This is a genomic window from Ruegeria sp. CF1 (genome assembly GCF_056537445.1).
Genome location: NZ_JBQFRN010000012.1, coordinates 42,890 through 57,181 on the forward strand (window position 1 = coordinate 42,890; position 14,292 = coordinate 57,181).

Annotated in this window: 13 protein-coding genes; 9 read left to right on the forward strand and 4 right to left on the reverse strand. The window is 57.0% G+C overall.

Annotated features, from left to right (window positions below; translation table 11 throughout):
* Positions 1-79: 79 nt before the first annotated feature.
* Genes ACRZ96_RS17760 through ACRZ96_RS17775 form a run of 4 tightly spaced genes read left to right on the forward strand, consistent with a single transcriptional unit; the run spans position 80 to position 3,199 of the window.
* Positions 80-436 (forward strand): DUF1636 domain-containing protein, encoded by a 357-nt coding sequence (locus tag ACRZ96_RS17760; RefSeq protein ID WP_170562126.1) that lies wholly within the window; start codon positions 80-82, stop codon positions 434-436.
* Positions 433-1,218, forward strand: a complete 786-nt coding sequence (locus tag ACRZ96_RS17765; RefSeq protein WP_170562123.1) for an ABC transporter ATP-binding protein — start codon at positions 433-435, stop codon at positions 1,216-1,218. Before ACRZ96_RS17760 ends, ACRZ96_RS17765 begins: the two co-directional genes overlap by 4 nt.
* 18 nt (positions 1,219-1,236) lie before the next feature.
* A complete protein-coding gene (locus ACRZ96_RS17770; protein ID WP_480771740.1) occupies positions 1,237-2,184 on the forward strand; it encodes an ABC transporter substrate-binding protein in 948 nt (315 codons plus the stop codon).
* A 1-nt stretch (position 2,185) separates the two neighbouring features.
* Entirely contained in the window at positions 2,186-3,199 is a 1,014-nt protein-coding gene (locus tag ACRZ96_RS17775; protein WP_170509083.1) for an iron ABC transporter permease, read from the forward strand.
* Between the two features lie 54 nt (positions 3,200-3,253).
* Here the strand turns inward: ACRZ96_RS17775 and ACRZ96_RS17780 are convergent, their stop codons facing one another.
* Complete coding sequence (locus tag ACRZ96_RS17780; RefSeq protein ID WP_480705989.1) at positions 3,254-4,147, reverse strand: LysR substrate-binding domain-containing protein; 894 nt, start codon at positions 4,145-4,147, stop codon at positions 3,254-3,256.
* 255 nt (positions 4,148-4,402) lie between these two features.
* On the opposite strand from ACRZ96_RS17780, the gene ACRZ96_RS17785 reads away from it, so the two are divergent.
* From ACRZ96_RS17785 to ACRZ96_RS17800, 4 genes are read left to right on the forward strand one after another with little or no spacing between them, the layout of a single operon-like run.
* On the forward strand, positions 4,403-6,856 hold the full coding sequence (locus tag ACRZ96_RS17785) for a GcvT family protein (RefSeq protein ID WP_480771741.1): 2,454 nt from the start codon (positions 4,403-4,405) through the stop codon (positions 6,854-6,856).
* A 15-nt stretch (positions 6,857-6,871) separates the two neighbouring features.
* On the forward strand, positions 6,872-8,392 hold the full coding sequence (locus ACRZ96_RS17790) for a trimethylamine methyltransferase family protein (protein WP_480814892.1): 1,521 nt from the start codon (positions 6,872-6,874) through the stop codon (positions 8,390-8,392).
* Positions 8,393-8,452: 60 nt separating this feature from the next.
* Entirely contained in the window at positions 8,453-9,466 is a 1,014-nt protein-coding gene (locus ACRZ96_RS17795) for an Ldh family oxidoreductase (protein WP_170596667.1), read from the forward strand.
* A gap of 11 nt (positions 9,467-9,477) precedes the next feature.
* Entirely contained in the window at positions 9,478-10,722 is a 1,245-nt protein-coding gene (locus ACRZ96_RS17800; RefSeq protein WP_480705994.1) for an NAD(P)/FAD-dependent oxidoreductase, read from the forward strand.
* Here ACRZ96_RS17800 and ACRZ96_RS17805 read toward each other — a convergent pair.
* From ACRZ96_RS17805 to ACRZ96_RS17815, 3 genes are read right to left on the reverse strand one after another with little or no spacing between them, the layout of a single operon-like run.
* Positions 10,697-12,085 carry an MATE family efflux transporter gene (locus ACRZ96_RS17805; protein ID WP_170663373.1) on the reverse strand — a complete coding sequence of 463 codons (1,389 nt, stop codon included), beginning with the start codon at positions 12,083-12,085 and terminating at the stop codon, positions 10,697-10,699. The genes ACRZ96_RS17800 and ACRZ96_RS17805 overlap by 26 nt on opposite strands.
* A gap of 12 nt (positions 12,086-12,097) precedes the next feature.
* Positions 12,098-12,685: a helix-turn-helix domain-containing protein gene (locus ACRZ96_RS17810; protein ID WP_480814893.1), complete on the reverse strand. Its 588-nt coding sequence runs from the start codon at positions 12,683-12,685 to the stop codon at positions 12,098-12,100.
* An 11-nt stretch (positions 12,686-12,696) separates the two neighbouring features.
* On the reverse strand, positions 12,697-13,275 hold the full coding sequence (locus ACRZ96_RS17815) for a carboxymuconolactone decarboxylase family protein (protein ID WP_170393839.1): 579 nt from the start codon (positions 13,273-13,275) through the stop codon (positions 12,697-12,699).
* Positions 13,276-13,544: 269 nt separating this feature from the next.
* On the opposite strand from ACRZ96_RS17815, the gene ACRZ96_RS17820 reads away from it, so the two are divergent.
* Entirely contained in the window at positions 13,545-14,291 is a 747-nt protein-coding gene (locus ACRZ96_RS17820; protein WP_304621969.1) for an amino acid ABC transporter ATP-binding protein, read from the forward strand.
* The last annotated feature ends 1 nt before the right edge of the window (position 14,292 follow it).

Genomic DNA, 14,292 nt, shown 5'->3' on the forward strand with positions numbered 1-14,292 from the left:
GAGGCTTTGATGGCGCGTCAATCGCGTGTTTACATTGTCGGCAGCTTCCGCGTGCGCTTGGAAACAAGTGGAGTGGACCATGCCAGATACGCCTGATCATTTCATTCTAGTCTGCGAAAGCTGCACTGAAGGGCTGCGCCTTGATGAAATTTGCGATGCGTTGACTGGGAAATTACCTCGCGGCTTTGCGATCCGCGCGTCATCTTGCATGGCAGGCTGCGATAGTCCCAGAACGGTTGGGTTCCAGGCCGTAGGAAAGGCGCAATACCTTTTTGGTGGCATTCAGACCGCGGATGAGGTGCAGGCGCTGGCTGAGTTTGCAGCGCAGTATCGTGAAAGCCCGGATGGCTGGACAAATGCCACTGATCGCCCGCAGGCGTTGTTCAATAAAACCCTCTCGCGCATGCCGCGGATCGAACAGGGGGCATCGCAATGACGTTGCCACCCTTTCTGATTGCCGAAAACCTTGAGTATTATGCCCTTAACGGAGATGTCCTGTTGCAGGGCGTCTCGTTCGAGTTGGACGAGGGTTCCATTCTAGCCATCGCCGGCCCGAACGGGGCGGGGAAAACGACGCTTCTCAATCTGTTGTGCGGCGCTGAGCCGCTGGCACTTGGCGATGTTCGGATCAAAGGACGCAGTCTGAAACAGCTCTCCGCCAAAGAGCGTGCGCGCATGATTGCAGTGGTAGGTCAGCAGGAACTGCCCGATGGACGCTTGGCGTTGCGCGATTATGTTGCGCTGGGGCAAATACCCATCCGTGCGGACCGCTCTGCCGAAGGCCACGCGCAAGAGCTGGACCGGATTTTAGACCTGACCGGTCTCGCCAATCTCGCGGACAAGCGCATGGCCCAACTGTCCGGAGGCGAACGTCAGCGTGCCCATATCGCGCGTGCTTTGGCGCAGAACCCTTCGTTGCTGTTTCTGGACGAACCGACCAACCATCTGGATCCTGATGCAAAAGGGCGGATGCTGTCTTTGGTCGCCGAGCTTGGGATCACCGTGGTCATGATCGTACACGATCTGGTCATGATCCCCGAATTCGCCACACACGTGGCGCTGATGAAATCGACCCGCATGATCGAGTTTGGGTCGGTGGACAAGGTGCTGACACCCGAAAGAGTCCGCGAAACTTTTGGCGTTGATTTCCTCTGCTTTCTCCACGAAGGCCGCGTGATCCCGGCGCTTGATATTCGAAGAACCACAGTCTCAACTTAGTCGAAGGAACACACTGAGATGAAATACATCTGGCCCGTGGCGTTGGCCACCGCCATGGCAAGCGGTGCTGCTGCGCAAGAAGTCACCGTAGACAACTGCGGCGAACCGCTGGTTTTTGATACCGCGCCCGAGCGCCTGGTTGTGCATGACATGAACATGACCGATATGGCCTTTGCATTGGGTCTGCAGGACAAGATCGTCGGCCTGACCGGCATCACCGGCTGGTACAAGACCAGCCCTGATTTTGATGCCCTGCGCGGCGACATCCCCGAGCTTGCGCCGAAATATCCGACCGTCGAAAACCTGGTGGCGGTTGAACCCGACCTGTTCTTTGCAGGTTGGTACTATGGCATGAAGCCGGGTGGTGATGTGACCCCAGATACATTGGAACCGTTCGGAATCAAGACCTTGGTTCTAACGGAAAGCTGTGTCCATCTGGACAAGGATCGCCCCGAAGCCAGCATGGATCTTCTGTTTGGCGATGTGTTGCGCTTGGGCAAGGTGATGCAAGTCGAAGACAAGGCCGAGGCTCTGGTCTCGGGCTGGAAAGAGCAGCTGGCAGCGATCGAAGCCAAGACTGCTGAACTGCCCAAGCCCCGCGTCTTTCTTCTGGATGGTCCTGCAGATGCTCCGTTTACCGCCGGTAAATTCGCGATTCCCGATGCGATGATCACAGCCGCCGGTGGTGAAAACGTCACTCATGACATGGACACGAGCTGGGGCCGCACCTCGTGGGAAGCCGTTGCCGCATCGAACCCGGAATTACTGGTTTTGTTGGATTATCAGACCGGCAATGGCGCCGAGGACACCTTCAAGTTCCTGCAGGAACATCCCGTCATGTCGCAGACTGATGCCGTCAAGAACGAACGCTGGATCGGATTGCGCTACGAAGAGCTAACGCCGGGACCGGCAAATATCGAAGCGATCTCGAAGATGGCGCGCGCGATGCATCCGGGTCAGAGCTGATATGGGCCGATTGGGCCTGACGTTGTTGCTGGGGGCGGTCGTTCTGACCGCCCTTTTGCTGATTTCCACGATCTACGGCACAACCTCGATTCCTTTGTCCGACACCTTCACCGCGATATTGCGCGGTACGGGGTTGCAGGACGGAGAGATGTCGCCGCTGCATAGGATCGTATTCGACCTGCGATTGCCCCGCGCGTTGTTTGCAGCCGTGATCGGTGCCGGGCTGGGCATCGTTGGCGTGGTGCTGCAAACGACCACACGTAATGACCTTGCCGATCCATTTCTGTTCGGCCTGTCCTCGGGCGCGGCAGCGGGGGCGGTGTTTGTAATTACCGTGACCGGAGATATTCTGGGTTTCTGGACTCTGCCTCTGGCTGCCTTTTGCGGCGGTCTTGTGGCGTCGGGCATCGTGCTGGCGCTGGTTCATGGGCTTCGCACCAGCGCACCGGAGAAGCTGATCCTTGCGGGTCTGGCTGTGTCGTTTTTGTTTTCGGCCATCACCAACTATCTGATCTTCGCCGGTGATAGCCGCGCCGCCCATTCTGTCATCTTCTGGATGCTGGGGGGGCTGGGCCTGGCCCGTTGGGAGACGTTCCCGCTGGTGTGCATCGGTCTGCTGCTGATCCTGAGCTATTCGCTTTATCGCAGCCGCTGGTTGGATGCGCTGCTGACCGGGGATTTGACTGCCGCTACTCTGGGTGTGCCGGTTCGGGGTCTGCGGTTCAGCATGTTTTTCACCGCAGCTTTGGCAACGGCCGTGTTTGTTTCCGTAGCCGGTGTGATTGGTTTTGTCGGTCTGATGGTGCCGCATATTGCACGCGGGATCGCAGGTCCCCTGCACAAAAACCTTCTACCTACCGCCGCTATGGTTGGTGCTGCCTTGTTGACCGGCTCTGACATTCTCAGCAGGCTTCTGCTGGCTCCGCAGGAATTGCCGGTGGGGATCGTCACAACTTCAATCGGATCGGTGTTTGTGTTCTTGCTTTTATTCAGGACAGCGAGAAATCAACGGTAAGGCCCTCGATCTTCGCTCCCAAGATATTTCGTCCTGATCAGGTCTGAGCCGAGTTTAAACCTTTCCGTCAACCGCTTGGCCGAGCCACTTGAACACAAGCTTGGCTCGGTCGGATGAGGTGTTGTGTAGTTTCACGTAGAAATCCAGTTGCGATGAGATGGTTTGCGGCAACAGTCTGACCAGTTTTCCGGATGCGGTCAGCTCCGAGGTCAGTCCCTCCCATCCCAGCACTGCGCCCATATCGTCCTGAGCGGCCTGAAGCGCAATCGTGTAATTGTTGACCCGATGCGCGGAATTCAGCGGGCCTTCATAGCCCAGTTTACGGGTCCAGGCCCGCCAATCGGTCCAACCGGTATCTGGTGCATCAAGATGGATGAGCGGCACTTTGGCGATCTCGCCGACATGCTCGATTGGGTTCTGTTTCGCAAACCGAGGGCTGCATAAGGCCATGATGTTGTCGTGAAACAAGGTCTTGATAATCCCTGAATCGCGGCGTGTATCACCGTAGTGAATGCTTAGATCACATTTTGAGGTATCGACCCCGAGATCGGTCACAACTTGTGTCACAGAAACATGGCCATGCGTTTTCCAAAACTGGGCAAGCCGTGGTGTAAGCCAAAGCGAGCTGACCGCCGTAGAGGAACGGATCGTCACGCCTTTGTGGTCATACTGTCGGCGCAACTGCCCAAGGGCCTCGCTGATCCCTTCAAGGCCACGTTGAAGGGCGACCAGCAAATAGGCTCCGCTTTCGGTAAGTTCGACGCCGCGATGATGGCGCAGAAACAGCGCGCATTGCAGCTCGTTCTCAAGCGCTTTGACCTGATGGCTGATCGCTGCGGGCGTAACATTCAGCTCTTCAGCAGCAGTTTTGAAACTCACATGCCGCGCTGCGGTTTCAAAGCTGATCAGAGAGCTTAGGGGCGGAAGATCATATGGGCGGTTGGGCAAGATGTTTTGACCTGTGACAAGTTGAAAACCCGATAATAAGAACGCAATCAGCAGCGATTTGGCTTAGTTCATCTTATGCAGAGTGAATCTTTTTGCAATTGCCCGCCAGCAGTTCAATGTGAAAATTCGCCACAACCGTTTGAGACATGATCAAGGGATGTGCCAAGGGTCCTCAAGCCCCTTGGACATCATATCGATCTTTCCTCATGCAATTCGATCCCCGGTTGGTCGTGCACAATTTGAAGGAGTTGCAGTATGCAGTCACATGCAAAAGTCGTGGTTGTCGGTGGCGGATGCGTCGGGGCGTCAATTCTATATGGGCTGACCGAACATGGATGCTCTGATGCCGTTATGCTGGAGCGCACCACACTGACCTCGGGTTCGACGTGGCATGCGGCTGGTTTGCTAGTGACCTTTGTGCGGTCGCACAACGTGTCGAAGATGACGATGGAAACCATCCGCATCTACACCGAGGTGGAAGAGAAGATGGGCAGTTCGGTCGGACTGCGTAAGGTAGGACAGCTGCGGGTGGCTAATACCGAAAAGCGCTGGGATGAGTTCCAGTCCTATATCTCGATCGCCGAAGCCGCCGGCGTGCCTTGTAAGCTGCTGACGCCAGAGGAGATTGCCGAGGTTCATCCCTTGCTGAACCAAAGCCCGGATATTCGGGGTGGTATCCTGCACACGGAAGACGGCTATGTGAATCCCGCCGACATTACTATGGCATTGGCCAAGCTCGCGCGGGATGCCGGCGCCAAGGTATACCAGAACACCGAAGCGCAGGCTTATGAGAAGCTGGACAATGGCCACTGGAAAGTGACCACCAATCAGGGTGAGATCACCTGCGAGCATCTGATCTTTGCCACCGGCAACTACGCCCGCGAAAATGCGCGCCGCGTGGGGCTGGACCTGCCATGTATCCCGATCGTTCACCAGTATTGGACGACCGAGACGGTGCCGCTGTTGAAAGAGCGCCGGGCGCAAGGCTTGCCCGAATTCCCAATCCTGCGGGATGAGGACTACGGCGCTTATCTGCGCGAAGATGTGGGCGGGATCCAGTTCGGGCCGTATGAATTCACCAAAGACCTCAAACTATTCGCCGAGGATCGTGTCCCGCCCGAGTTCGGGGCCGATCTGTTGCCCGAGGATTTTGATGCCGTGGAAACCCAATGGGAACGCGCCATCGAACGTGTGCCGACCTTGGGTGAAGTTGGGATCAAGGCCAACACCCGTGGCCCGTTCCAGATGACCCCGGACGAGCTGCCTCTGGCCGGACCCGCACCGGGGCATGAGAACCTTTGGCTGGCCGAAGGCATGCCTGGTGGCATCCTCTGGGGCGGCACCGTTGGTAACCGTTTGGCCAAATGGATCGTCGATGGCGATCCGGGCATGGATATGTCGGAGCTCGACCCGCGTCGATTCTCGGACTACGCCTCAAAACGTTGGACCATGGATAAGGTGCGCGAGACATGGGGCACCCATATGGATGCGCATGTTCCGGGTGAGGACTTCCCGGATGCGCGCCCGATGAAGACCATGGGGTCATATGATCTTTTGACTGCTCAGGGCGCGGTTTGGACCAGCTTTAACGGCTACGAATTTCCTCGCTGGTTTGCCAAATCGCCCGAAGAGGCGATCCCCGAACACAGTTTCCGCCGCACCAACCATATGGAGCGTGTTCAGGAAGAGGTGCGCACCACCCGTGAAGAGGCTGGCTTCATCGAAATGTCGCCGATGACCAAGTTCACAGTGCGTGGACCGGGTGCAGCCAAATGGCTGGATAGCCTGATGGCCAACAAGCTGCCCAAGGTGGGCCGCATGACCTTGTCGCTGATGTTGAACGATAAGGGCGGCATGGATGCGGAGTACACAATCGTGCGCTATGCCGACGACGATTTCTACCTGATATCGACGCCGAACTGGCGAGCCTACAATTGGGATCAGTTACAGCGCGTGCTGCCAGGTGATGGCTCGGTGGTGATCGAGGATATCTCAGAACAGCTGGGCGTGATCGCACTGGCCGGGCCCAAGGCACGGGACATCCTGCAACCATTGACCGATAATGATTTGTCGAACGAAGCATTCCCATGGCTGTCGGCACAGATGGGCGAGGTGGGCTATGCCAAAGGCGTGCACTTGTTGCGCGTCTCCTACACCGGTGAGTTGGGATGGGAATTGCACCACCCGGTCGGGTACAATCGCCACCTCGTTGATTTGCTGCTGAAATCGGGTGTGAAACCCTTCGGGCTTGAAGCGTTGGAGTCGATGCGGCTTGAGAAATCCTATCGCGCGATCAACCGCGAAATCTGCAAGGACCTGACCCCATATGAGGCCGATTTGGGCCGTTTCGTTGCAATGACCGAGAAGATCGGCGGGCAGGTGGCGGAACGTGATTTCGTCGGCAAAGCCGCGCTGCAAAAGCAGCAGCTGCAGGGTGGATACAACACACTGGTCACACTGAAGCTGCCGTTCTGCGACACCTCGGTGATGTTTGACGAAGGTGTCTATGCCGATGGCAAGCTGATCGGACGCGTCACTTCGGGCGGGTTCTCGTATTACTGCAACCACGACCTTGCGATGGCGCTGGTTCCATACGAGATGACGGTACCCGGCACCAAAATGCAGGTGCTCATCCACAATGAAATGCGCGAGGCAGAAGTGATCGATACCTGCGCCGTTGATCCCGCCAGCGCCCGCGCGCGCGCCTGATCAGGAGGATTTGAGATGGCAGAAGTCAAAGCACGCTCGGGCCGTGGCGGTGGACGTGCCGCGCGGGTCAAGGCTCGCACCAACCCGCCCCCTGTCTACTTGTCGACGCTGAACCGCAAAGTTGGTCCGATTGATCTGCTTGGTCCCGAAGGCGTTGAGAAAATCCACAACGCGGCCATGACTATACTTGAAACCACAGGGATTGAGTTCCGCGATCCGGTGGCCTTAGCTGATTGGAAGAAGTACGGTGCGGATGTGCAGGGTGAGCGAGTGCGCATCGGGCGCGAGATGCTGATGGACCTGATCTCGGCCGTTCCCTCGGAATGGGGCTATGCCGCGCGCAACCCGGAACGCTCGCTGCGGGTGGGCAATCGGCATTCGGTCTTTGCCAATGCGTATGGCGCGCCATTTGTCTATGGTCTGGATGGTGTGCGCCGCCCTTCGATGCTGGAGGATGCGCATAACTTCTTCAAACTCAGTCAGATGAGTCAGTCGATGATGGTGCCGGGTATTTTGCCGGTCGAGCCGCAGGACGTACCCGTCCCGCAACGCCACCTGGAGCTGGTTCATGCCGCACTGACGCTGACCGACAAACCTATCAAGGGTTCAGTTCTATCCGAACAGGCAGCGTTGGACTCGGTAGAGATGACTCGCATCGTGTTTGGTGAGGAGTTTGTTGACAACAATGTGGTGATGGCAGCCCTGCTGAACTGCAACACACCGTTGGTCTGGGATGAGACCATGTTGCAGAGCCTACGCGTCTATGCCGCCGCCAACCAGCCCTGCCTGCTGTCGCCCTTTGTTCTTGCCGGGGCGAGCACACCTGCAAGCCCGCAGGGTGGTGTCGCGCTGCTGATTGCAGAATCTCTGGCCGGTATGGCCTACAGCCAGATCATCCGGCGCGGAGCCCCGATGGTGCTGGGGGTGGCAATCATGGGCGTTTCGATGAAGACAGGTGCACCGATGATGGGCTCTCCGGAACCCGGGCTAATGAACCTTCTGGTGGGGCAGATGGCACGGTTTTATGGTTTGCCATGGCGGACCTGTACCATGTGGACCGGATCGAAATCCCCGGATATGCAGGCTGCGTTCGACACCGCAAACACCATGTGGCCGGTGCTGCTGGGTGGCGCAAACTACATCGTACACTCAGCAGGCTTCCTAGAAGGCGCGCTTGGGGTCAGCTACTCAAAATGGGTGCAGGACGCGTTGCAGTTGGAGAACTTCCACCGTTTCTTCAGCGGCCTGCAAGAGGAAAATCTGGACACGTTGCTGGGCGACATTGACAAAATCGGACCGGGTGGGCACTTCCTTGGTACTGACCATACGCGCGAAAACCCAATGCATATGAACCACTTGCAAAACAATGACAGTTTTGAACAGTGGGAAGCAGAAGGTGCTAAAACCGCAGAAACCGTTGGCACGGAAGAGGCGCAGCGTATGCTGAACACCTACGTCCAGCCACCAATGCCGGACGATCAGCGCGGGGCGTTGGATGAATTCGTCGCTAAGAAGCGGGTGAAATACAGCGCCTAAACAGATCTGCAAGCGGGTACTTATGTACCCGTTTCCTCAACCAACGACAGGATTAGGCACATGGCCGATAACTCGACGATCGCTCTCTCACTCGACGAAGTAGAGGAATTGGCAAAATCTGTCCTTGTGGCAGCAGGCATGGATGAACATGGCAGCACGGTTCTGGCCGGGCTTGTGCGGATGAGCGAGCGCGACGGCCCGCGTAGCCATGGGTTAAGGATGTTACCTGTTTATGCGCAGAGCTTTTCTTCGGGATATGCCAACCCCGAGGCCGACCCGAGTGTCGAACGGATCGCACCGGGGGTTCTGCGCGGAGATGGTGACAATGGCTATTACCAGATCGTGGCCGCCAAAGCGCGAGACGAGCTTATTGAAATGGCGCGCGCGAATGGTATTGCCGCGTTTACTTGTGCCAATTGCCACCATCTGGGGGCACTACGTTTCGATACAGGTCCGCTGGCGGACGCTGGGCTGGTCGCGCTAGGTGTTGTGAACTCGCTCTCGATGGTGGTGCCGCAAGGCGGCATCCGCCCTGTTTTCGGCACCAATCCGATGTCCTTTGCTTGCCCGCGACCGGGTCGTGCGCCGGTTGTTTGGGATCAGGCCTCGTCAATGGTTGCGCTGATGGACATCCGGATGGCCGCGGCCGAAGGGCACGAATTGCCGCGCCCTGCGGGGCTTGACCCGAACGGTCAGCCAACCAGCGATCCCAACGCGATTTTGGAGACCCGCAGTCTGTTGCCGTTTGGCGAGCACAAAGGCGCGGCGATCGCCTTCCTGATCGAAGTTCTTGGCGCGGCACTGGCCGGTGGAACATTGTCCGTGGACAATGCCAACCGCGAAGCGCACGGTGCCTTGAATATCAAGGGCGGTTCAACGTTGATCGCGATTGATCCGGCGCGTTTCGGGAATGCCGCATTTGAAGGCTATGTCCAACGCATCTGCGCTGAGATTGAAGGTAACGGGGATGCCCGCGTTCCCGGAGATGGCCGCTTGAAGAACCGTGCTGCCGCCGAAGCGGATGGTGTTCGCGTCACGGCGGACTTGATGAAGCAACTTCGCGAACTTCTGTAGGGGTCCCAGTAATGGCACGGGTGGTTGTAATTGGCGGCGGCATCGTTGGAATATCCTGTGCGCTGACATTGCAGTCGCAGGGCCACGAGGTCACCGTCGTAGAACCGGGTCCGGTTGGTGAGGGCGCGAGTTGGGCTTCCTGCGGGTGTATCGCAGTGGGTGAGATCGTGCCGTTGTCGCAGCCGGGGATGCTGATGAAAGTACCGGGCTGGTTGCTGGATGCCGAGGCCCCGTTGACATTGCGCCCGGCCTCAGCGGTGAAATTGCTGCCGTGGTTTGCACGGTTTACGGCCAATGCGCGTCGCTCGAAAATGCGCGCAATCGCCTCCGATCTGGCAAGACTTACGTTTGCTGCAACAGCGGATTTCAAGGCTCAGCTTTTAGATGTAGGCCATCCTGAGCTTTTGGTCGAACGGCCGGTAATCAAGTTGTTTGACGACGACAATGACCTTGCGACCATGCGCCCAGCTTTTGAGTTGGCGCGTGAGTTGGGCTGCACGATTGATCAAGTTACAGGTCAGGAAGCGCATGAAATCGATCCTGCAATAGCATCTGATTTCAAACATGCAGCTTTGCTTAGAGACTGGAGTTTTGTGACGGACCCTAAGGTATTGGTTGAAACGCTGACGCAGAGTTTTAGCAGCCGCGGCGGGGCAGTCGTGGCAGGAAGAGCAATCGGTTTTACGCAGGACGGACAACATGTGAAAAGCGTGAAGCTGAGCGATGGGCGATCGATCAGCGCAGATGATTTCGTCATCGCTGCGGGAACGCCGTCTAGGAATTTGGCCAAGACGCTGGGTGTTCAATTGAGGATGGAAGGGGTGATCGGATATTCGACTGCGTTGAAAGATAGCGGGGTCGAGCTCCGCCATACGGTGTTTTATGCCAAAGGCGGGTTTGGCATTACACCGTATCAGCAGGCGCTGGCAGTGGCCGGTACCGCAGAATTTGCCGACCTGAACGCGCAGCCGAATTGGAACCGAGCCGATGTGCTGGTCAGGCGTGCATGCCGCGTATTACCGGGTTTGAAGACCGATAATGCGGAACGCCGGATGGGTCGCCGCCCGTTTACACCGGACACACGTCCGATCATTGGCCGCAGCAGGCGACTGGCTAACGTCGCCTTTGCGACGGGTCACGGACAGCTTGGCCTGACACTAGGCGCGACGACGGCGCGTATAATCGCAGATGTAATTGCTGGCAGATCACCGGACATCGATATAGAAGCCTTCAGCCCAGATCGGTTCTCGTCCTGAGCCAAAGCCCGCCCAGCTCTTTTTGAGCCACATGGGACGTCATCAGCAACGCGATCATCCAGCCAGTCACCACGGCACCTGCGGTGCCGAACCAGACACCAATTTCGTTAAAGCCGAGCAGGCCGACGAAAATCCAGACAAAAAAGGCGACGCCAAATCCCTGACGATATAGGCTGATCCACACGGTCCAGATCGGTCGCTTCAAGGCTTGCAATAGCGAGTTGATGGAAAATAGCATCATGTAGATCGGGAGGATCAGACTATCGACACGTAGATAGCTAAGTCCGACGCGGATCACTTCGGGATCGTCGGTGAAAAAGCCCATCATAAGGCGGCCAAATATCCACAATATGGGGGCTGCGATGGCGGTCATGATGAACCCGACTTTCCAGCAATAAAACAGTGCCTCGCGTACCCTTTCATAGTCGCGGGCACCGAAATTCTGGGACGCGATGGGCAGCAGTGCCCCCGTGACCCCCAGCACCGGCAAAAGCAAAATCTGCTCAAGCCGAATGGCAATGCCAAAGCCAGCGATTGCGTGCTCTCCAAAGATTTTCAGGGCGAACTGCATGACGAAACCTGACAGCAGCATCACGAAGAAAGATGTCGCTGTGGGAAGTACCTGAACCGAGATCTCCTTGAACTTCTGTAGGCGCGGAATGAAGTTTCGGGGGCGCATGCGCCTCATCCTGCGGCGTCTGAGGACCTGACGGATCAGAAACACCATCACACCGGTCTGGCTGATCACCGTCGATACAGCGAGGCCATCAAATCCGATGCCCGGGATCATGCCCGGAATGCCGTAGATCAAGAGGGGGTTCAGACCGATATTGGCAAAAAACGCCACCATGAGGGCGCGTTGCATCGATACCGCGTCACCATGTGCCTGGAGAATGCCATTGCAACCGAAGGCCAGTAGAAATCCGGGCAAGGCCAATAGGAGCCAGTGGAAATAACGTAAACCTGCATCGCGATAAGGTCCCGGTTCCGAAACCAGAGTTATCAGCGCAGGGCCGTACCAGAGACCAGCCGCCGCCAGAACACAGGCTGCAATGAAGCCATAGATCATTCCCTGTGCCGCAAACCGCCGCGCTGCTCGAGTGTCTCCAGCGCCTAATGCGTTGCCGACCAGCGCGCTCATCGCGGCACCCAACCCGACCCCGACCGAAATGGCAATGAAAAAGGCCTGAAACCCTAGTGCCAATCCAGCCTGCGCGCTGGTCGAGAGAAGGCCGGCGAAGAACATGTCGACAACGTTGTAGAGAGTGTTGAACAACATCCCGATTGCGCCCGGGATCGCCAGGGTTCGGAAATGGGTCGAGATTGGCCCGCGCGTCAGATCAATTTCAGTTGGGATGGCCATATCAACTGGCCACTACGGACGTTCGGCCTGAACGGTCAGGAAGACGAACTCGGGGGTCAGTACCTCTTCGAAGCCGTGATTCAGCTCTGCATCGACGCTGATGCTGTCTCCTGCTGAAAGAGTAAATCGGGCCTCGCCGTAGCGATAGATGGCCTGCCCTTCGAGAACCTGCACAAACACGACGCCATGGCCGACATAAGTGGGCGGCTGCCCCTCGTCGCGCAACAACGTGACACGACGGGCCTGAAAGCGCAGGTCCTTCCGGGAATGCAGCGCAAGGTTGACGTATTCGTGCGAATGGCCGCCCGCCAGTCGCGTAGACTTTAGCCCTTCGCCATGGCGAACCAGCGTATAGTCGGTGTGATCTGTCCGCGCTTCGCGAAACAGCGATACGATTGGTACTTCCAACGCCTCGGCAAGTGCAGCCAGCGTATCGATTGACGGAGAGACCAACCCGTTTTCGATACGGCTGACCATTGCAGCCGAGATACTAGACTGTTCTGCCAACCGACGGGCGGATTGCTTGCGGCTTTGGCGCAGCTCCCTGAGCGAGGCACCAATAGCGCGATCAATCTGTCTTCCCGGCGTGTCATCGTGCATGATTCAATCCGTCAATCCTCGGCGTAGTAGCCCACCACGTCCCCTTCCGTTGTGACACCCAGACCATTCAGCAATCGGTTGGCATAATTGAAATATCCGACGATCTGGTTGATCTCGAGAATCTCTCCGTCTTCCCAGCCGGCATCTTTCAATGCGCGAACTTCGGATTCCTCCATTGCACCCGGCGACAGGGTCAGCTTTTGCGCATAGATCAGCGCGGCCAACTGCGCACCTTCAAATGCGTCCTGCGGACGATGGGCCTTTAACGCGGCCTCGATTGCGTCGGCGCGTGCGTCGTCACCGATCAGATGTCGGGCGTTTGCCCAATGGTTGGCATAAGAATAGGGGCAGGTGTTCAACGTCGATACGTAAGAGCTGATGACTTCCTGAAACCACATGGGTATGGAATTGGCTTCATCATGCAGGCACGCGCGATACAGAATGACGTGACCTTTCATGGTGTTGGGACGCAGTGAATGCACGCGCATCACGTTGTCCACGGTCCCGTGTGGTGTGCGCGCCAGATCCAGAGTCGCTCTCAGGTGCTCGTCGGCATCTTCGTCAGATATCATCCGAATCCAGGCGGACATTCACGTTTCCTCTCGTGTTTTCTGTTTCTATTTTCGCGGCGTGTGCCGTTCGGCTGAGTTTTTTATTGACGAATATTGCACATTAAGCAACCATATTGAACAGCGCGCAACGAATTTGAGGATTCTGAAGCTTTGCCAGATCTCTCCACACTGCCTGAATCCCCTCGAATGACCTCGTGCCCATGCGTGCATGACCTCATGTTGCGATCGCACCACCACAGCGTCATAGATCAGCGACGCCAGCTGATCCGCATCTTGACAGGTTCGGCATGACACAGCTCTCCCCCATGATCGAAGTGACCAATCTGGATAAGTTCTATGGGACTTTCCATGCGCTCAAGAACATCGATCTGACCGTTCATCAGGGCGAGAAGGTGGTAATCTGCGGCCCGTCCGGATCGGGAAAGTCCACCCTGATCCGCTGTTTCAACGGTTTAGAGTGGCATAATTCCGGGCGTCTCGTGATCGATGGGATCGAAGTCTATGAAGGTGCCAAGGAAATCCGTGAACTGCGACAGGAAGTCGGCATGGTCTTCCAGCAGTTCAACTTGTTTCCGCACCTGACTGTGCTTGAAAACCTGATGATCGGACCGATGAAGGTGCGCAAGCTATCCAAGGCGCAGGCCGAGGAAACCGCGCGCAATTATCTCGACCGCGTTCATATTCCTGAGCAGGCCGATAAGTACCCGGCGCAATTGTCGGGGGGGCAGCAACAGCGCGTCGCTATCGCGCGGTCCTTGTGCATGGAAACACGGATCATGCTGTTTGATGAACCTACATCCGCGCTTGATCCCGAAATGATCAATGAAGTGCTGGATGTGATGGTTGAACTGGCCGATACGGGCATGACCATGGTGGTTGTCACGCATGAGATGGGGTTTGCGCGCAAGGTCGCCGACACGATGGTCTTTATGGAGGCGGGGCAGATCGTTGAAATCTCGCCGCCCGATCAGTTCTTCACCAACCCGTCAAGCGAGCGCTGCCGTCTATTCCTGAACCAGATATTGGAACACTAAC